The sequence below is a fragment of the Paenibacillus sp. SZ31 genome (assembly GCF_012912005.1).
Lineage (GTDB): Bacteria > Bacillota > Bacilli > Paenibacillales > Paenibacillaceae > Paenibacillus.
Genome location: NZ_JABBEA010000013.1, coordinates 137,912 through 157,551, shown reverse-complemented (window position 1 = coordinate 157,551; position 19,640 = coordinate 137,912). Strand labels below are relative to the sequence as shown.

11 protein-coding genes are annotated in these 19,640 nt (G+C 43.9%); all 11 read right to left on the bottom strand.

Annotation, left to right across the window (positions count from 1 at the left end; all coding sequences use genetic code 11):
* Nucleotides 1–31 precede the first annotated feature (31 nt).
* The 11 genes from HF638_RS21940 to HF638_RS21890 all read right to left on the bottom strand — a co-directional run bounded on the left by HF638_RS21940 (nt 32) and on the right by HF638_RS21890 (nt 19,632).
* Nucleotides 32–5,617, bottom strand: coding sequence for a hypothetical protein (locus HF638_RS21940; RefSeq protein ID WP_169482059.1), 5,586 nt, complete (start codon nt 5,615–5,617; stop codon nt 32–34).
* Nucleotides 5,618–5,695: 78 nt separating this feature from the next.
* Nucleotides 5,696–6,841, bottom strand: a complete 1,146-nt coding sequence (locus tag HF638_RS21935) for a hypothetical protein (protein WP_169482058.1) — start codon at nt 6,839–6,841, stop codon at nt 5,696–5,698.
* 16 nt (nt 6,842–6,857) lie between these two features.
* Nucleotides 6,858–8,741 carry a hypothetical protein gene (locus tag HF638_RS21930; protein ID WP_169482057.1) on the bottom strand — a complete coding sequence of 628 codons (1,884 nt, stop codon included), beginning with the start codon at nt 8,739–8,741 and terminating at the stop codon, nt 6,858–6,860.
* 11 nt (nt 8,742–8,752) lie between these two features.
* Nucleotides 8,753–9,163: a hypothetical protein gene (locus HF638_RS21925; protein ID WP_169482056.1), complete on the bottom strand. Its 411-nt coding sequence runs from the start codon at nt 9,161–9,163 to the stop codon at nt 8,753–8,755.
* Between the two features lie 18 nt (nt 9,164–9,181).
* Nucleotides 9,182–9,598 (bottom strand): hypothetical protein, encoded by a 417-nt coding sequence (locus tag HF638_RS21920; protein ID WP_169482055.1) that lies wholly within the window; start codon nt 9,596–9,598, stop codon nt 9,182–9,184.
* Nucleotides 9,598–12,738 (bottom strand): M23 family metallopeptidase, encoded by a 3,141-nt coding sequence (locus tag HF638_RS21915; RefSeq protein ID WP_169482054.1) that lies wholly within the window; start codon nt 12,736–12,738, stop codon nt 9,598–9,600. Before HF638_RS21915 ends, HF638_RS21920 begins: the two co-directional genes overlap by 1 nt.
* A 15-nt stretch (nt 12,739–12,753) precedes the next feature.
* A complete protein-coding gene (locus tag HF638_RS21910) occupies nt 12,754–14,091 on the bottom strand; it encodes a hypothetical protein (RefSeq protein ID WP_169482053.1) in 1,338 nt (445 codons plus the stop codon).
* A 115-nt stretch (nt 14,092–14,206) separates the two neighbouring features.
* Complete coding sequence (locus HF638_RS21905) at nt 14,207–14,857, bottom strand: S-layer homology domain-containing protein (protein WP_169482052.1); 651 nt, start codon at nt 14,855–14,857, stop codon at nt 14,207–14,209.
* Nucleotides 14,858–14,880: 23 nt separating this feature from the next.
* The gene (locus HF638_RS21900; RefSeq protein WP_169482051.1) at nt 14,881–18,732 is read right to left on the bottom strand and encodes a coiled-coil domain-containing protein; all 3,852 of its coding nucleotides are present in this window, start codon (nt 18,730–18,732) and stop codon (nt 14,881–14,883) included.
* A 67-nt stretch (nt 18,733–18,799) separates the two neighbouring features.
* Nucleotides 18,800–19,132 carry a hypothetical protein gene (locus HF638_RS21895; protein ID WP_211175732.1) on the bottom strand — a complete coding sequence of 111 codons (333 nt, stop codon included), beginning with the start codon at nt 19,130–19,132 and terminating at the stop codon, nt 18,800–18,802.
* Nucleotides 19,133–19,152: 20 nt separating this feature from the next.
* Entirely contained in the window at nt 19,153–19,632 is a 480-nt protein-coding gene (locus tag HF638_RS21890) for a hypothetical protein (RefSeq protein WP_076331342.1), read from the bottom strand.
* Between the last annotated feature and the right edge of the window lie 8 nt (nt 19,633–19,640).

The following is a 19,640-nucleotide window of genomic DNA, read 5'->3' as shown; positions in this document are numbered from 1 at the left end:
ACTCGCTCTATACGAAAAAAAGAACACTGAGTTAATCAGTGCCCGTTAAATCGTATTGTAGTTTGGAATCGGTATAGATTTGCAGTTTACCTTTCATGATGGATACTGAGATTGTGTACCATCGATCCCTCTCCCATTTAAAAGGTTGCATCGGAGAACCTACAGACTCTTTTCTACCCGCGACGACATGATACAGCTGCATCGGTGTCCTCATATCTAGAGCATTTGTAGAATCACCACCATTGACCATGAACATCCAATAGTTATTGGTATCTCGCATTTTAAAAATAATACCAACGCCATCGTCACCCTTCTCGTTCTCATCTACCTTGAAATCAACGGAGAATTTATACTGATCGCCCAGAAAATTATTCCGGTACCATCCGTTGATTTGAGAAGTTTCATTTTCACTGTAAAACTTGCCGAGGAGCTCATCCCGTTTCCAATCGCCGCCTCCGAATTGAACCCAATCATCCGCCTGAACAAGTTCAAGTGCATCCATCTCTTTGGAGTATGGGAAATAAACGTTAAACGGGTCATGAGGATCATACTCTTCGGGCACGCCAAAACCACCCTCCCAGTCTTCGGGATTCATTCCGTGGTCCAACAGATTATCGGTATAATCGAAAACAAGTCCCTGCGCGGTAGTATCCATAAGAGGCAGATATCCCTCAGTAATCCGATCCCGATAAGCCAACACCGAATCGACTTCAACATCAGAAGCCCGTCCTTCCACTTTGGCTTCGTGATAGATCTTCATAAGATGCGCTGTTCGTTCAGGCAAAAATGCAAAAAGCTGTTCCAAATACTCTGCACGCATCTCAGGTCGTTCAGCGAAAATAAAGCCCGTGATCACCTGCGTACATCGTTCCTCAAAGGTTGCGAATGTATCCTCCGGGTTCTGCAATTCAGACAAACGAGCATTCGCAAATGTTGCCTCTCGTGTCTGGTTCTCCAGATGAGATATTCGTTCATCCTCTCGTTCTGCAGTGATGACATCCTGTTGAACAAGCGCCACTCTGCCCTCAAAATCTGCATATGAAAAATCATCCACTTCTTGTCCAGATCCACTTAACTTGATTGACATGTTAGTATCTTCTGTATTTAATTCACCATTAAGAATATTCTTAAATGCAGTCGTTATTTCGTATTGCCCTGTAGAATCAAGTGGTCCGGTTTCACCGGATAATTCTGCCCCAACATTAGCGTGTTGCGCTAAGTTCGTGCCTGTCCATGTATAATCGATTAATTCACCATTCACATGTCCTTTCTTTCCTTCTGAACCATCTAGAAGAGAAGCATCTTGTTCCAACTTGCTAGCATTCAATTGCTCTCCCACTTGCCCATGCTGTTGAATTTTTAATGCTTCAGATATAGTAACAATTGAAGAATAATTTCTCGCCTTGTCACTCACTAAAGATTGCTCCCAATCAGCCTGGGAATTACCTTTTGTGCTTAACAAACTGGATTCAACTGTAGCCCGAAGAGGATTTAGAATTCCCGTTATATCTTCCTCAAGACTTGTCCTTCGCTCGCTCTTAGATCCGTTCCGTTGTTCCTCAACATACGAATCTCTTGCACGTTTATCTCCGTTGTTGGTAAAGTGATATTCGGAACTTTTACCACCCTTAGTCGCGAGAAGATTTTCTTCCAAATTGCCATATTGAGGCTTGGTAGAAAACAGCATTTCTTCAATTCGTCCATACTGAGGTTTAATTCCGAGTAGCTGCTCTTCTAAGTTCCCATACCGGTATTTAGTTGCCTGCAACTCCTCTTCAATCTGCCCATATTTGAGCGGCAAACCTCCAATGGATTCTACTGGCACGTCTGCGTACTTAGGTTTATCTCCGCTGTCAAGATACTGATCCATCAAACCATATTGATATTTAGTAGCAACCCACTGGCTCTCCAGATTTCCCTGTTGCGGCTTATCAGCTATCCACTGCTGTTCCAGGTTACCAAATTTGTATACCTGACCCAGAAAATCTTCATTCACCCATGAATCTTTCAATTGAGTAGCATGTTCAAATCGACCTGATTGCTCTGAAAATCGTTCTGAGTTCATGGCCAATTGCATTCCGTCCTTCATGTTTGCCTGTTTTAATTCCATATAACTGTAAAATGATCCTTCTGCTGTTACACCCAGTCGATGATTCGTTTCCCCCATATAACCATCATCCCATTGCATTTCACGCAAATCCTGATATCCAAGGCCATAGCCTTCACTAGATAGACCTTGGCGTAAAAGTGGATCTCCTAATTCATATCCCTCACTTGTATTTGCTTGACGAATTCCAGAAGTACTGGAGGTATACAACTGAATGACCTGTGCTTTTCTCATTTGTGAAGAAGCTCCTGAGACTATCTCTCCAGTCTGTTGAAGCTCACGACTAACAGGACTGCCTAAGTTATATTCCTTACTCACATGCGCTTGTTGACTGAAACGGGAACCAATGGAGTACTCTTCGCTAATATGCAGTTCTCGCAGATCTGTCGAACCCGCAACGTATGTATTAGAGTGCTCGCCTGACCGAAGGATAGATTCTCCTGTAGCATAATCTTGCTCGTTAAATAATCCAGCTCGATCGTGATTAGAGCCATCAACTGTTTCATTCACCATGCCGAACTTTTCCTGTGAGTGAGCAGCGTTCATTTCTGATAGATCCTCATCAAAAACTCCTGGAGATGAATCAACAAAACCAAGTGGAGTATCAAAATTAAAAGTAATCGGTTTGGCATCCCAATCCGCATAAGTCACCTCGATGGTTTCTCCGCGCCGATCAAACTTTGAACCCGTATTTTGCTCATTCAGCAACCCTTCTTGATTATACTCACTGTCCTTTTCCTTGAAGGACTCGGACATTTTATCATCTACATTCCCCTGACGGGGTAGGTGATCTGCATCTAGATATGGTGTGTCTGTCCATGCATCATCGGGCTCTTGATATGCTTCTGGCATGTCCATGTCGATGATAACTTGTTTCAATTCTCTAATACCCTCTGAACTGAATGTAACGAGTCCATTATCACTTTGTTTATTTGAACACAAGATACCCACTTCAATTAATGCATCGATTCTCTCTCGAATTCCAGTAAGAAGGTTTTCATCCATAAAGGCGACATCATCGGTCTGATACACCGCATCAATCATCATCTCCAATACAAGCGCAGGGCGTTCTAATAATTCAGCTGCCAGCAATGAATCTTCCAGATGACCCGGATATAATTTGTTTCCAATCGTTCCACCATCACTGATAAACTTTTTTAGTAAGTCATCCAAGTAAACCATATGCTTCTGCGTCATATTTTTTAGGGATTGCCACAATTTCTCTATATTGAGCTCTTTGCTGCCTTTAAGTGCTACATACATCTCATCGTCAAGAAAAAGGTTTTTACTATCCCTACTCTTCAGCGCCTCGTAGACCGTATCTTCAATCGTCAATGTCTTATCTTCACGTTCTCCACTCAAAGCTTGGGGTAACCAGATTCCTTGCTCAGTAATGCGGTTACCCGCACTTGAGGATTTCAATTCTATCTCATATGTATCCGTTCGCTCGGCAGCCAATTCTGTTTTGGGAATATACATAGCTCGCGGACCAACATGACCCGTATCGAATTGGGAAGATACAAATGATTCAAATTTGTCGACCCTGCGTCCTTCTGAATATTCTCGAAGGAGATGTGCAGCTTCTTTATCTACCCGAGTGCCCTCAGGTTTATCCCTCTCAACATTAGCGAATTCTACTGTATCTCGATGTGCTTCGGGTTTATTTCGCAAGAGATTTCCGAACTCCGTAGCATCCCTTGATGCAAGAATTTGCTTATTCGTGTCCTCAACTGCTCCAAGTACAACAATAAGTCGGTGAGTCTTGATTTGCGTATTCACATCTTCAATATAAGCAGGATTATGATCTATGATTCTTTTGCCCCATGGAAACTCCTGATCTATTGTTGCGGAATTATGACCTATAATACGTTGTCCTCTTGGAAAAGCATTTTGGATCACCCAGGGATCACTACGAATATCTCTTAACGCAGATGCAGGATGATACCTATTGGCTGAAGATCTGTCCATATAGGTTTGCACACCTTTAGCCATGCTTCCCCATAGACCTTCCTTATTAATCAAGGTAGGTGCTGTCAGTCGGCTCCGTTCCAAATTCATGATCTCGTTTAGAGAAATAATATCATGCTCTGCGCTTCGTCTATATAACTGTGTTTCCGCTAAAAGCAGTTCTTCATTCGTATCTCTTTCCATTCGTAGAGACTGATGTACCACACTTGGGAATTGGCGTGTTTTCAGTTTAGCCAGAACAGGTGGACGCATGATTAACCCGTTTTCGAAATCTTTGCGTTGCCCCCATTGTTGTACATACTGCATCTGCGTTTCAAAATCAATATTCCGCAAGGCTTGATTGAACTGAGCCAGTTGACCTTCGACCTGAAGATTTCTTTCACCCTGATCTAGCTTATGAACACTGATTTCTCTCGTATGATCTATTGAAGAGAGAATTTGCTCATGTACAATTTTCATATATTCTTCTTGTAGGGAACGTGAAGAATGCCCTATTCGTATGTCATGATCTATGCTTGAATCCCGTTTATAGGAACGCTGGGAGTTACTTATAAGCTCCTTGGAGGTGTTCCGATGATGGGCTATTACAGCTTTTAGCATGTTTCCATATGAAACATCGAGTTCACGCCGAGTCATGGATGAAGCCAAGTCCAGCTTGGATATCGCAGTATCTTTCAGTCTCTCTTTAACACTGTCAATTACTCTAACTATGATGCTGCGTCGCTCAGTTTCTTTCAAAGCACCATCCATCACCATTTGCTCCGTGAGCATCGAAACTGTCCGATTGGCTATCGCTAATATCTCAAGCCGGCTATGCTTCTGATGATCTCTGGCTGACGCCATGATTCGTTCAACCACGGTTTCAACTGCATCATCTCGCTCGTAATCTCCAAGATAATCCAGAATGACATCCTGATCCGTGAAACGAACACCCCATTGGGAGGGATGAATTTTGTCCAGATTTTTCAGCAAGTTGCGTGTCACTGTAACATTTTTGAATATTCTTAACTCTTTATTATTATCAACACGCCATGCTTCATCTTCCGTATGTAACTGTCCCGGTTGCAGCCACTGCATTCGATCAGCAGCCTTTTGCTCAGAGCTATCCAGAAGATTGCTATCTCGAAGAGGTGTTCGAATTCCTTCCATCGGTTCTAAGGGCTCAACGGCACCTAATCGATTACGCATAGCCTTAATGCCTTCTTCGATCTCGCTTTGTACCGTATTTCGTTTGTCTCCAATAGGTATCTCGTTTATCGCTACATGATTCCTTGTTCTCCCATCAGACAGAACGATAAATTGTTCTTCTCCTTCCAAATCTCTTTTGATGGAGTCAATCAATTCGTCTTTTATCGTATCATCAGCAGCGTTCCTTGCCATGTAGAAATCCAGCATCAATATGCTGGCATAACGACTATAAGGAATATATACAAACATATAGTCCAAAGGCCTGCTTCCTGTACTGCCTATCCTGAGCAAATATCCCTGTGATGTCTGAACAATGTCCCGGATGCTGAAATAGTATTCGTTTGTTGTGAGCACTGCATCACCCCCTCCAAATAAAAAGGGAACTCCTGAGCGGAGTCAGGGTTCCCTCTACTGAATCTATACGATTCAGGTCTATGCTTGTTTACTTGAGTAACGTACCTCTTTCAGAATCGCTACGCCCATACGCTGATTAGCTGATAAGTTCATGAAGTTCTGCTGTGTATCTGTATCGAAATAACGATAAACCTCTTGATGCCAAGGCTTTCCTTCCACGTCAATAATCAACTCATCCAGGTGAAGGATATTATGTTTCGTTACCGCAATGCAGTTGTCAAACTGACCACGATATCCCTCATAGGGGTGGACAACATAAATTGGAGACAAGTGATATTTAGACGTCCATTTGGATGCCTGGAAACCCTGTGGTTCTAGTTCAAGTCCCGTATCCCCAAGTTCAGGATCAATAAAGGCTTTGCCTACTGGTGGTGCTTGAGTAATGAAAGAAGGATAGTGGCTTTGGAATTCAATACCTGATTTAGTTTTGAGCATCTGCAACGTGTTGTTACCTGCAGAAGTATACTGTCCATAATAGTATGTACCGTCTTTAGCAATTGTTGCGATATCCGGTTCATCAATAACTGCACCTGCCGTCAGCATAACGTTTCCGTCTACATCATTGAGGTTATATTTGAATGGCTTCAGCGCACCTACATAGAGGAATGATTTTTTATAATCCAGGAAATTTACAGCCGGATCTGCAACCAGAACCATAGCCAGACGATTATTCATCACATTGATATACATGTAAACCGGCTTTTCTTTGTTTCGATCCGTTGGCGTATGACTCTCCAGTGCCCACTGGTACAGTACAGGGTGACCTGTTAATTTGAATGTTGGCAGTGTCTTCACTGGCAAAGCAGCAGGCTCTTCTCCTTCCAGTCCTTCAAGCAATTGGACAGTCAATGTACTATGCTCTACATATTTAGGTGTTGGTGTGATCACTCGTGGAACGATGGCGTGATTCGTGAACTGTACATAATATTTTTTGGTGATTGGTTTTTCTGTTGTTCCGATAGTCATGGTGCCTTGAAGAATCAACAGACTGATACGATTTTCAGCATCCTTTTCCTCATAAAACACCTTCCACGAGTTATTCTCAGCTGTTTCACCCGCTGTTGATTCGAAGGGAAATTTCTCGAAAGCCGTAATCTCCTCCTTCAACTTGTTCAGAAGATCCTGGGATGTCGTAATAGTTTCTACATATTTGAAATTTGCCATGTAATGTTAATCCTCCTTATTTAATTTCCTTAAGTATTGCAATCGTTACCAGGTCAGGAGCAGGCGACTGCTTGAAAAAATTCATCGGTGATTTGATACTGAAAAATTTGTACACTTCCGTCCAATTACCAGCTGCAGGGTTATTATTATCTTTGGGAATCTCCGTATCTACAATCAGTTCATCCAGATTAACGAGATTCTGATCATATATCGCGACAACCCCATCCATATAACCCCGATAACCTTCTGCTTGGTGCACCAGATAGACTGGACTTGCATGGTATTTCCCAGTCCATAGTGACTTTTGGAAACCGTCCTTGTCTAACACTAGTTTAGACAGTTCTTTTGGGATACTTCCAACATCGGGATAATTCGGCAGCTGGGTAATAAATGCTGGATAATGAGCTTGATACAATACGTTACCTCGAGTTCGAAGAAGAGATACCGAGTCCATCCCGTTCGAAGTATACTCTCCGTATTGCGCATACTTGTCCGGATTCAAATCCGTTCGGATTTCATTTTTTGTGTATCCTGTTAGATCTTGTTTTAAGTCTCCCATACCTACGGTTAAACCAAAGTTGCCAATATGATCATGGTCATTGAAAGGTACGATTTTTCCAAAATAACCGAAACTTCGGTAATATCCATGAATATTTGGAGAAGGATCTCCTTCAATGACAACCGCAGCTCGGTCGTTATTGACTGAAATATGGTAGGCTACCAGATAATCCGGTCTCCGTTTTTTGTTTGGCAACCATTTTACGGTAGAGTTACGACCATAAAAGAAATGGGAAGCCGGACTGATCAGTTCAGTAACACCATCGAAATCCTTGTCCCATGTGATGGTTGGCGGCGTGTACAATTTAGTTGCTTCAGGATCATTCCACTGCTCGTACATCGCTTCTGCTGCTGTCTGATCCACCACCACGGGTGTTGACCCAGGTGATACGGTTGAAGGACTGCAGATGCCTTTGTATGTAGCTGACGGATCACCCTTGCTTAATTCGCCTACAAATCCTACACCATGCTGGCAGTCAAAGTAATTATAATCTCCGCCCGCAAAATTCTGAGGCTGAGTGAACATGATGAAGTAATCCCGAGAGGAAATCCCCTCTGGTACATCAGGTGTAGCTTTTAATACAACCTTTGGTGTAGTGAAACTGGTTTTTTCGGCAACATAGTATCGTTCTGTGAAAGTGTATTTCTCCGCTAGAATGGGCTGTTGATCCGAATAATTATAATAACCATTAACTATATATCTATTTTTCTCAACTCTGAACTTATATCCCGACTGTGTTAGTGCATAATCCCAATCTTTCGGGAGTTCCGTAAGCAATTCAAATTCATTCCAGTCAAGTTTATCAACCTTCATACCATTCTTCTTTACATGAACTTGCTTTACAAGATAAACCTTTGATCCCCACTGAGAATTTGCTTCAGGAAGTATTACTACAAGGCTTCCTGGCACTATTACAGACTGAGTTATCCCTACGCTATCAATGTACTCAAATGAAACAACTTGAATCTTCTTTCCCGTTAAATTGTTACCATAATTTGAACTTACCTCATAAAGGAACCCTTCTTCATCTACTAAAGAAGCATCGTCTTGAGTCTTAGTCAGACTCGGTAAGTTCGTAGCTATCTTTAATACATCATACAACTTACCGTCGGTGTGCTTGTATCTTCCTTGCACGCCCGTACGGGTCATCTCTTTGTAAGTCACCCACACATCTGACATGGACTCGTAGACTTTTTTCCATTTATTTCCTACATCCGAACCATCTGCAGATGGAATCTTCGCGCCTACAATGGCATCGGCCAGATTGAAAATAATATCCTCTGCTTTACTTTCACCTGACACGAATCCACTGAATTTCGTTAATGGTACTGTCTGTGCCATCGTCACCCTCCTTATCTCAAAAATTTGATGTTGTACCAGACCGACTTGGCTTCAGCCACCGCGTTGAAGAAGTCAAACTTGATGGTCGTTCCCGCCGGAATCGGGTAGACAATTCCGAAACTGTTACCCATGGAAACCGACTCGGGAAGTTCCTTCGTATAGATGGTATGACATACCTTCTCCGTCCCGATCATCAGCTCCCAGTAATCGCCGACACAATAGTGGCTCGCAGCAAACGCAATGCTCAGAAACTCTGTGTCATACGCCAAGGTGAACGTATCAGACTTGGTGGTCTTCGCCGCCGGAATGTCCAACATCTGTCCCCGAATGAACGGGATCGTCTTTTTACTGAAGTGTGGGTACGGCAGCTCGCGCACTTTGTCGATGACGCCACCCGCGATGTAAGATACATTAAATGCCATGGAACCACCTCCTACATGTTATATACGACTTACGCTCGTTCCAGTTAAGCGTCCTTCGTCATCATAATTTAGACCAATATTGTAAGTGAACATCGACTCTCCACTCGGATCATATGTACGGGCCGTCACCTGCGTTAGCCTGAAATACTTGTAATACTCATAATCCGGGTGGGAATAGCCCACTCCGGAAGGAAAGTCTTCCTCATCCTCTGAGCCGAACTTCATCCAGATCGAAACCTTCCATGCCGATTCATACAAGAGGTCTGCTCCAGTCACCCTGTCCGGGTCCTGCATGTGCTCCCGATATAATGTAACAGAAGGCTCACCTTCAAGAGGAGAAACATTCGAATTGCAGATACTGCTATATTTGCGAAGCTCCCGGTGGATTAGATCCAGCACGGGAAATACAATATTTTCATTCACAATGCCGGCCATTACACCATCACTCCCTTTCTTGCCCACATCATATCAATGACCTGTAACATGCCACGGTCAACCGAATAACTGGTTTTAATACTTTTAATCGTATATACAGCTCGTGTGGTGGTCGTTTTATCCGTCACAATGACGTTGTCGAGCAGATCAAGCGCAGGATTCGCAGGTATGGATACCTGTAGCGTACGGCACATCCGTTTCATATCAAAAAAAGCTCGCTCTGCCACCTGTCTTTTGGCTTCAACCGTCTTCGCCCAAGGAACGGCCAGCACCATGGTTCGGATCTCTCCTTTGAGTTCGAGCAAAATCTCCTTGTCTACGAAACTGCTCTGACTATCATTCGAGTCGATAACAACAATGTGGCTTCTTCCTCTGGACCAATCCGTGGATTTGGTAATGGAGATCAGATTGTCATTCTCGGAAAACTCTGCCACGACCGATTTGTCATAATTCAGGCGCTCCAATCGGTATGTACCATAACGGTCACAGTAGCTTCGATACGGAATCTCCGAGATCACCTCCTGTACGGCCTCCGTAACTTTGGCTGACCATTGCTCAAACGTCCTGCCATACTCCTCAATAAATGGATTAAGCCATCCGTTCGGTGTCAGCACTGTACTTGCATCCTTAACTTCAAACTCACCTTCTTGACCTGGTACCGGGACAATGACCCTACCCGTCTTCTGGTTCACCTCAATCAGATAGGTCTCGTCAATCACGTAGTCAGGATAAGAGCGATCCTCACTGGTTGCCCTCCAACCCACCATACCTGCATGTTTAACCAGATCTAGTACAACCGTTGATTTGACCCAGGCCGGCTTTTCAAATTCTACAGGCTGAGCTGGTGTTGGTGTAACTGCGGGAGTGGAGGTTGCTGTAATGGTCCAGCTTGCTGGGTCTGCAAGCATCTCCTGATAATTGGTCCATACCTTGTCCACCCAATTCTCCCGATCCTGACTCCAGGTCATCGGAGCAATGTCTCCTCCATTGTGGAAATAAAGTACATCGGCTTTTGAAGTCACTTTTTTCCCTCTGGAAGCCAGTGCTCTGGACATCCGTTCTGCTCCGCGCTTCATCTGCTCCTGAATTCCCTTGTAAAGAGGATTGCAAGCACTTGTACTAGGGCAACCATATCCAAGAATAAAGCTGCCGTTCTCATCTTTGCCCTTACCTTGTGTTCCGAGAACGGTCTCATGCCTGCATATCGCAAGCAAAAACTTATGATCAGGTACACCATACGTCGCAGCTTGGGCCTGTGCAGCCTGAATAATGGATGATGTCCGGTCCGTGCCAACTGCTGCAGACGGCAATGGATCTGGCACATTATCAATCTCATCTACCTCTGGATAGGCTTTTTTCTCAGAAATGACTTTCTCGATAATACGCTTGTACATATCTCGAGCCGTGATCTCTAGCGTGGAGCCTTCGCCATTGATATCCACCTTGTCAATCAGTCCCGTAAATACCCGCATCATGTGCTGACCATATCCCATATATATGCGTATCGGTGTGTTTTCACTCAGAACCCCGATATGGAATCCGTTTGCGAAATAAGACCATGGAGACGGTACGCCCCCAAGCTCAGGAAAGTGAGCAGGATTATAATCGGGGGAGAAGAATCCTCTCGGATTCGAGATGGTCAGCCGTGCCTCCCGGGCTTCAGAATCAAACTGATCATCGATTTCGGCACTAATGATATTATGAAGAACCTGCGTGTCCATATAGACAAAAGACCCGACCTGAATAACATCCGTCTCTGTCCTTCTATTATTGATAAAATCTCCGTAGCTGTTCGTTTGATAATATCCTTTAGACGGATCGAGCCCTTCTTCACTCTTTTGATTCTTCAACGGAGCAGGCAACAACTCTTGTATGCGAATATAATCGATGGCGAACTTTTTATACTTCTTACTCGAAGCAGGAACAGACCCGGTTGGGATAGTGGGGTTTTGTTTGCCCCCATACGTCACCTTAATTTTGATACTCTTGGCTTTTGCAGGAACCACGATATTATTTAATTCCGTGAGTTTGGTAAGATCATATGCCCCGTTAAACTTATTGACATAGGCATACGTTTTACCATCAATCACCACAGCGAAAGAATCCCCTTCCGCTTCACTAAAATTAGTCCCCATTCCAATACTAAGCAGCCCTTGCGTCGGCATACTCAGTTTCGTTACGTTAATCTCGAATTCAGCTACAGCAGCTTTGCCTTCAAACGTATACAGCAACTTGCCTCCTGAATCAAACATAGTCCAGCCCGATTCAATCTTGGCATAATCCAAAAATTTCAATCCGGTTGTATAAACGTTTTTCTCATGCCAGTTTCGTTTGTCGAACTTCTCATTCAGTTTAATCTCTCCGGGATAACCTTCGACTTGAACCGGCTTTACATCAGTAAATGTTGTTTTCGCATTTCCGTGCAACTTGCGCTGTCCCTTGAAATACAATTCAGGATTAACTGCCTTACCACCTTCTCCAGTTCTCGTTGTTGGATTGACTCCTTCCCAAATTTCAAAATGTAGATGTCTTCCCTTGCCCGCTGCACGTTCAGCCGCGGAAACCTTATGCCCACCGGTATATACACCGCCCGTATTGCCTAGTGTTCCAATGACAGCACCTTGAGCTACTTCATCATCCACCGAACAGAGAATTTCTTTCAGATGAAAATACTTGGTGATTACACCATTGGCATGTCTTATATTTACGGCATTACCAGCACCTTCTGTTTTATTCTGGGATATTCGAACTACCTTTCCTGACCAAGCAGCCAGAATTGGCGTTCCAATCTCATCAAACAAATCGATGCCTCGATGACTTCGAGAACCGCCATCTCTGGCTGCACCAAAATTATCTGTAACTTTAATCGTGAAAAATGTTTTACCCTTAACCGGAAAAAAAATCTCCTGGGTATTCGCTTGAGTCGAACCGTTATATATACCATTACTCGACTCATCCACCCACACGGATTCTGTACTGATGATGGGTACCTGCTCGGTTACAATATGCCTGAACTCTTCCGTCCGTCCAGGGATAAATGCTAACCGATCTACTTCGACACGGATATTGGGAAGCGCCCCTTCCCCCAGCTTCAGACGCTGGGATAGCACATTCATAACCTCATCCGAAATTGGAATCATATTGTAATCTCCCCCTTACTTGAATCGCTCAATGGTCCATTTCATGAATCGGTCCAGGAAAGCTGCGGCTTCAGCCCGAGTCATAGCAGAATTTCCAAGGAACCATACCTCTGCCTGTTCTGTGCCATTTGTAGGTCTCCCCATATCTGTTACTATTGCTGCACCATCCAGCTTGTTATTGATAGGAATTCCATTAATTAGTGGATCATTGTTCGCAAATGTTTCGTCTTCCATTTCCGAGACAGCTATTTTCCAGAAGGCATCCTTGTTCTGTACGACTCTTTCCTCTTTGTCACGATAAAAAATGGCTGAATCTTTGCCGACGTCTGCGAACCTCTCGCTCACACCTTTGAGATAATAGAACGTCACTTCGTCGCCCTCTGACAAAGGTTGATTAAAAACAACCGTATGGTTGTCAATTTCCGAATAACCCGGTGTTTCTTGGACTTTATCTTTTTTTGGTTCTTTGAATTTCACTGTAACTTTAAGTTTCTTTTTACCTGCCGGATAATTGCCGTTAAGTCTAAACACCCGTTGCCCTTGAAAAGCAGAAATGGTTTGATTAAGCTCCGTCGTTGGTGCTTCCTTGTCCGTAAATCTGGCATAGAACACCTTGCGTAACTTGTTAATCAGATGAAATGCTTCTCCACGCTGTATAATGGCATTAGGAAAAAAACAATTGTTGTATGCTGGTTTGAGGGTTGTGGCTTTGATATTTTCACTCATGAACTTGTTATTCTTCGTCCAATAATTGAACTTGCAGGTAACACCGTTCAGATTAAAAGGAAGAAACACCGAGCCCCCCGGGCTGATACAATATACATCCGTTCGGTAACCAATTGCCTTTGTTGCAATTTTGGTTACCGCCTCTGCATCTCCCATGGTGTCTGCCCATACCTCGGAAGGAATACTGAGTCTGCGAAGCGGCTGGCCTGCTGCATACAGATATTCCTGATGATTACGACTAAATGGATCGTAGAAATAGGTTGTCGCTGCACTAAGTACAGCTCTGGGCAGATCTCCAGTCCAGGACACAGGTGGCCTTTTCCAAGCACTGTCCAGCAACGGTTCTCCATAACTACAAAAGGACACCACCTGACCTGCTTTCACACCGGTATACAACTCCACATCGGTTAATCCCTTACTATTGGTTTCAGCCGTTTGATAGATCGTTTGAACACCATCAATAAACACATACAGTGGATTGTCATCTGTCGGTTTAATCAGCACAGGCAGACTAAATGAGGTTTGCCCCGCTTTCCCTTTGACTTCCTCATATACAAAAGGCTTGCCTTCCTCAAACTTGTTATAGTTGATCCCGGCCACAAAGACTTCACCATCTTCCAAAACCATATTCGTGGCTTCCATAACATCGTTATAGAACCAGTCCCCTTCGTTTACATCAACCCATTTTCGTATGATAAACACCTCCTATCTTTAGAATAGACAGAAAAGAGAGTAGGTCACCCTACTCTCGAATTGTTCGTTCCAGCAGACGCTTGGTGCGCATCAGGAAAGTAACAAACTCTGCTCTGGTTATATAGTTTTCCGGTCTGAAATATAGAATTGGGGTGCCATCCAATTGTGTTACAACCGTCAGCCCCAAATCAGCCATGCGTTCAATGGAATCTCTTGCCCAGTGATCCTTCCCTTCGGTCGTCTGTAAATCCTGAAACTGTATTGCACTCTTACGGTCATATCCATCTTTTTTGATCAGGGTCATGGTCAATTCGACCTTGTACCCCTTCTGATCTTTATCCATCGTATCCTGATGGTAGAAAATAGGGTCCACTTTGATGGATTCTACTACACCAACATAGATATTGCCCTTCTCATCATAAAATTTGTGTGTCCAGCCTACGTACATGGCGTAGTCGTGATAGGATTGCTTATCTTTAAACAGGATGTTAATGATCGCCTTGTACGAAGATACGCCCATCTGATGAAAATGCGAGGGAGCATTAATCATTTTAATTTCCCTCACTTGCGGATTGGGCGAAGGTGAAGAGTACGGATCAATAATTCTTCCGTTCACTGGCTCGAACTTCATGCCTGTATCTACTAACAGCTTTCTTTTATACCGGTCATTAACTAAGCCAAACGGGTCTTGCTGAGTCATATCAGATGCCCTCCTTAACTATTTTATCTGAAGATATGATTACTTCCCATTCTCGCACCAACATTGCTTGACATTCGATTTGCAATTCCAGGACTGTTCTGCCGTAGTGTCTTGTCCAACGTAGATGTCAGTCTCTCCACATCTTTTGTGCTGCCTGTCATATTGTCGATGTTCACGTGAACCGTGACATCACCCGAGCCAACCATCACACTTTTATGTGTATTGTTCGTCGTTATGTAGTCAAAGTAATCCATAACCTTAAGACCTGCCGGAATATTGAATGTGGATACCGGTTTCTCCATTTTTTTACTGATTTCGGCCAAATTCTTAGACTGTTCCACTCCAATGGAGCTAATCTCTTTAAGCACCGTCATATACTCATCCGAGTTAACGTTGAACCCCCCGTTGTTCAGAAGGTTTTTCCATTGCAGCTTGTAATCGTTCATCTTGATATTCATCTCTTGGGCACGAGCCCTGTTCAATGCTACAACTTCCGGTGCATCTTCCTTACCACCATTGGCGGCCAGGAGATCATACATTCGTTTGTCATAGTCCATCTGTGTTAACTCCAGTTGGTCACTCATCTTGCGTTTCAACTCATCAATTTGGCTATTTTTAACACCATTCAGTTCAAGTTCTGATTGAGCCTTTTGCTGTTTCTTCTCATTAATCTCCAAGCCCAGTTCGTCTTTCTCCTTGCCTTCAGCCATCTTATCGTACGTCTTCTGTAAACTTGCGATGGCCTTATCGAAGAACTTGATATTCTCTTGCAAATATTTCTCCATTAGCGCGCGCATCTGACCAGAATCTTCGCGAACACCACTAATCAACAGACGGGATCGAGTGACTTGGTAATTGGTTTCGTTATCACTTGTCGATTTATTAAGCTGCCGATTAATCTTGGCGATCATTTCATCAATGCCATTACTCTGTGGCTGAGGCGTATAACCGTTGGCAATAGTGCCTATTCCGCCCGCAGCAGGTATGTACTGCATTTGAGGTTGAATGTATTGTATCTGCGGTTGTTGTTGTGTTTTATCCCCAGGCGGCTTCCCAGACTCTTTATCCATTTGAATCTGGGCCTCTTTTTTCTCCTGCTCATAGTTGTACACTTTAGCCAGTTTCTTCTCGACTGCATCGCCGCCATCTTCCGACCATAAAGCCTTGAATCCTTCTTTGTAATCCCCAAATTTGTTATTGGTAGCATTGTTACCAAATAGGCTGCTGATTCCTCCCTTAACAACTGCGTCCATCCCAAGGTTAAGACCTTTCCACACTTTGCCTACAAATGAAGACTGCTCCATATCTTTAAAATCCTTGGCCAGTTCCTCTTTATTCGCTGCACGAATACTCTGCTTCTCCGCTTCCGACTTCCCCATATTACTCAGTGGATCAACTAAACCGGATACCACATCTACAGCAGTCATAGCCATGCCAAGATAAGGAACGGCTTTTAGCGGTTTCAGTATGGACTTACCTAACTTACCTAGCTTCGCCAGTTTACCGGGTATTTTCTCACCCCGTGCCACTCTTTCAGCATTAATCTCACGCTGAGTGATAATCTGATTACCGGTTCCACTGCTATTCTGCTGAGTTCTAAGTACATTACCGTTTGAGTCACGAATAGGTGCATCGTTGTTAAAAAAGGCTTTGCGATTACCGGTTTCCTTCATATCCCTGAATCTTTGAATTAATCCTCTCCTCTTAGGTTTGTCCTTCTTTTTATCCGAACCGAAATCCATAACTTCCTCGATCTTTGATGTCGCCATATCCTTGATTACATCATTGATAAGATCTTGATGTCTCTCTATAAAAGGTTTGTTTGCTGAATCTTTCTTCTCGTCCTCTGTGCCAGCTCCAACGCTTCCCGCAATACCAGGAGTAACTAGCAATCCACCTGAGCCATTCATCATACTCGCGAGCTGAACCTGTTCGAGTTCTCTCAGTTTGGATATGTATGCTGTAGCATCAATCATGCCCTGTCTAAAAGAAGCATTTAACTCATTGACTTCGGTTCTCAGTGTGGAGAGAACATCATTCAATAGAGCTGACTGCTTACGTAGCTTCTGGATCTCGGATTCGTACCGTTGAACATCGGTTGAACCGTATTGAAACTCAGCGTTTAGAAAATACAACTTATTTCGTAGTTCAACCGCATCGAGGTCCATGTCATCCATCGCCATCATCAAAACTCTAGATTGGTGTTCAAGTTGCATCATTGCTCTACTCGTGTCATCCAGTTCTTGTCCTAGAAACTCAAGACTTCGCTTCGTCTTTGCGATCTGAATATCGAGAGAATGCATCTCTTCTCGCAACAGAAGAAGTTCTCGACTATACGTTTTGACTCGCTTCTCAGCTTCGTCACGTTCTTCCGCATGAACGGAAGAAGCCGTTGTATTCCCATCTTGTATAGCCTGATTGTACATTTCATGTTGATGATCTCGGTTAGTCCGAGCCTGAAGTACATCATTTTGCTTGGCTGCGGCCCTGCTTTGAATTTCTGTTTTGCGATGATCCAGAGTCTGTAAACGACTCTGCTGTCTGCTCATTTCCTGCGTTACACCAGCACGCTGCACATCCGTGACTCCAAGTCGCTCGGGAACATCGCTTCCCGTATTTCCGACTTTCCCCGGCTCTGATTTTGTAGTAGCATACTGTTTCTGATCGCCTTCATTCATCACTTCACCGAACTTGTCCCACGCAACCTGAACACCGACTTCATCCATAATTCGGTTAAGCAGTTCCATATGATCAACAATGCCACCCGTACGATCTCCAATTAACCGCATGACTGCGATAAGATAATCGCCCAGCTCGGCAAATTCCTCTTTCAACCCTTGCATCGCCTCATGTGTTGCAATCTGAAATGCGATTTCGATCTCTCGTTGTCGGAATTGAAGGTTGTCTCTACTACCGGTGCGCTGATGAATCGACGCTTCTGCATCCGCAGTCTTCAATTGTTCAGCAAGAAGATCGAACATGACTCGATTTGAAGCAAAAGCTTGCTGCGGAGCCATATCTCCGGTTGCCTGAACCGACATAGCTGCCTTACTAATCCAGTTGGCTAATGCATCCTCTTGTGCAAGCGTTCCATCAATGTTACCAGCCATCGGAAGGGTCTGACGCATCATATCCATCAAGTCCTGAATGCCGACATCCAACATCGTTGAAGCCCTGATCATCATGTCTGTGACTTGGGACAGATCAAAGCCACTGCTTCCCCGTACCGAAGTAACAGCTTCCAGACCTGTTGCCATCTGTTCTACATCTGTATTGCCCGCTGAATGCAGCTTGGCTACTTCTTCAGCAAACGCGACAGCTTCAGATGCATGATCATAATTACGAGAACCAATGCGATAGGCAAGACCTACATCTTCCTGGTCCATACCATGTTGCAGTGCAATTCGTTGCAGGTTTTTAACTGTTCCCGTTTGTGTGTATTGCCTACTATCATCCGATGTTCCAGACCATCTAAGCTCGAAATTCTGGTTGGCCCGGGTCATCTGTTGATCCATCTGTTGCGACGAGTCAAGGGATTTCTTGAGTAGTGTTGATGAATACCCCTTGGTTTCACCTGATGAAATATATTTCATCATATTCATAACGGAGTCTAACAACTCCTGTGATCCAGCTGCCGACACATCCTTCATTTCACTGAAAGCTTCACGATAAAAGTGCTCCAAATCAGTAGTCAGCGTTTCAATCATTTGCGACTGCATATCACTTCTGATTGTTTCCACACGTCTAACCAACGTGCTAACACCTGAAGGGGATCTCCCTTTCAGCGCTGCGTTTTGTCCAGTTAATTGATCCATATCCGTTAATATTTCTTGTGTTAAGGAATGTTTATCTCCTTGTCCTTCTGTTTCAGTCAAAAGAATCACCGCCTTTATGCATAAATCCCGTTCTACCTGCATTTAGGCAAAACGGGATGTCTCTCTCTTATCCTCCGAGCGCTTGTGCAAGCATACCGATATCATCTTCTGATATCTCAGTGTAATCCTCATCATTGAAGGTTCTTTTACGTCTGACGGTGCCATCTTCTTCGACTTCCTCGCCTCCACCGCCACCGAACATGCGGAAAGGTGCTGTCATAAGTTCAATTTCAAATTGAATATATTTCTCGGCTGACTTGCACAGCTCCGCAACCTGAGGGAGTGTGTACTCCCAAATCTCCCACTTGTTCAGCCCACAGTGTTTATGGAGGGTGAAGAAGATTTCTCCCCAGTGAACGGGTTCCTGTGTTTCCGTATCACGGATTTCGGTTCCCTCCAAAGACTCCCCCTCAGTGCGTTCTACTTTTTTAAACCATTGAGCCCTATGAGCATATCAATGACTTTGCGAGCTGTGTTCAGATCAAGATACTCATCCAGATATTCTCGATTGATGATATACTCACCGTGCTCGTCTTTGGTCACGATATGAGGATAATTTTTGAACGCCATTGCCAATACATCAAATAAATCCTGCTGCCGCTTTTCGTCCAGTTCATCATTCTCAGTCGGAATGAAGTTAAGAATAATGGCATCAATATTCACCGTCTTCAGTAACTTCATCAGACGACGGGCATCCTTCAGGTTACATGGCGGAATACGATATTTCCGTCGATCCCGCAGCGTAATAATTTCATCATCTTCAAAGAATGCACGCTCAGCAGCTTCCACTTCCTCCGGAGTAACCCGTTTGTTTTCCGGATCATCTTTGATTCGTTTCGCCGCTTCCTCATTCAGCTTTTCCGCAAGTTCACGCTCGGCTTTTTCTTGTTCTGTTTCCATGAATTTAA

Coding starts and splice junctions, on each gene's coding strand:
- HF638_RS21905 (WP_169482052.1), bottom strand. CDS start 14,857: ATGACTCAGCAAGACCCGTTTGGCTTAGTTAATGACCGGTATAAAAGA.
- HF638_RS21930 (WP_169482057.1), bottom strand. CDS start 8,741: ATGGCACAGACAGTACCATTAACGAAATTCAGTGGATTCGTGTCAGGT.
- HF638_RS21915 (WP_169482054.1), bottom strand. CDS start 12,738: ATGATTCCAATTTCGGATGAGGTTATGAATGTGCTATCCCAGCGTCTG.
- HF638_RS21925 (WP_169482056.1), bottom strand. CDS start 9,163: ATGGCATTTAATGTATCTTACATCGCGGGTGGCGTCATCGACAAAGTG.
- HF638_RS21920 (WP_169482055.1), bottom strand. CDS start 9,598: ATGGCCGGCATTGTGAATGAAAATATTGTATTTCCCGTGCTGGATCTA.
- HF638_RS21935 (WP_169482058.1), bottom strand. CDS start 6,841: ATGGCAAATTTCAAATATGTAGAAACTATTACGACATCCCAGGATCTT.
- HF638_RS21910 (WP_169482053.1), bottom strand. CDS start 14,091: ATGGTTTTGGAAGATGGTGAAGTCTTTGTGGCCGGGATCAACTATAAC.
- HF638_RS21890 (WP_076331342.1), bottom strand. CDS start 19,632: ATGGAAACAGAACAAGAAAAAGCCGAGCGTGAACTTGCGGAAAAGCTG.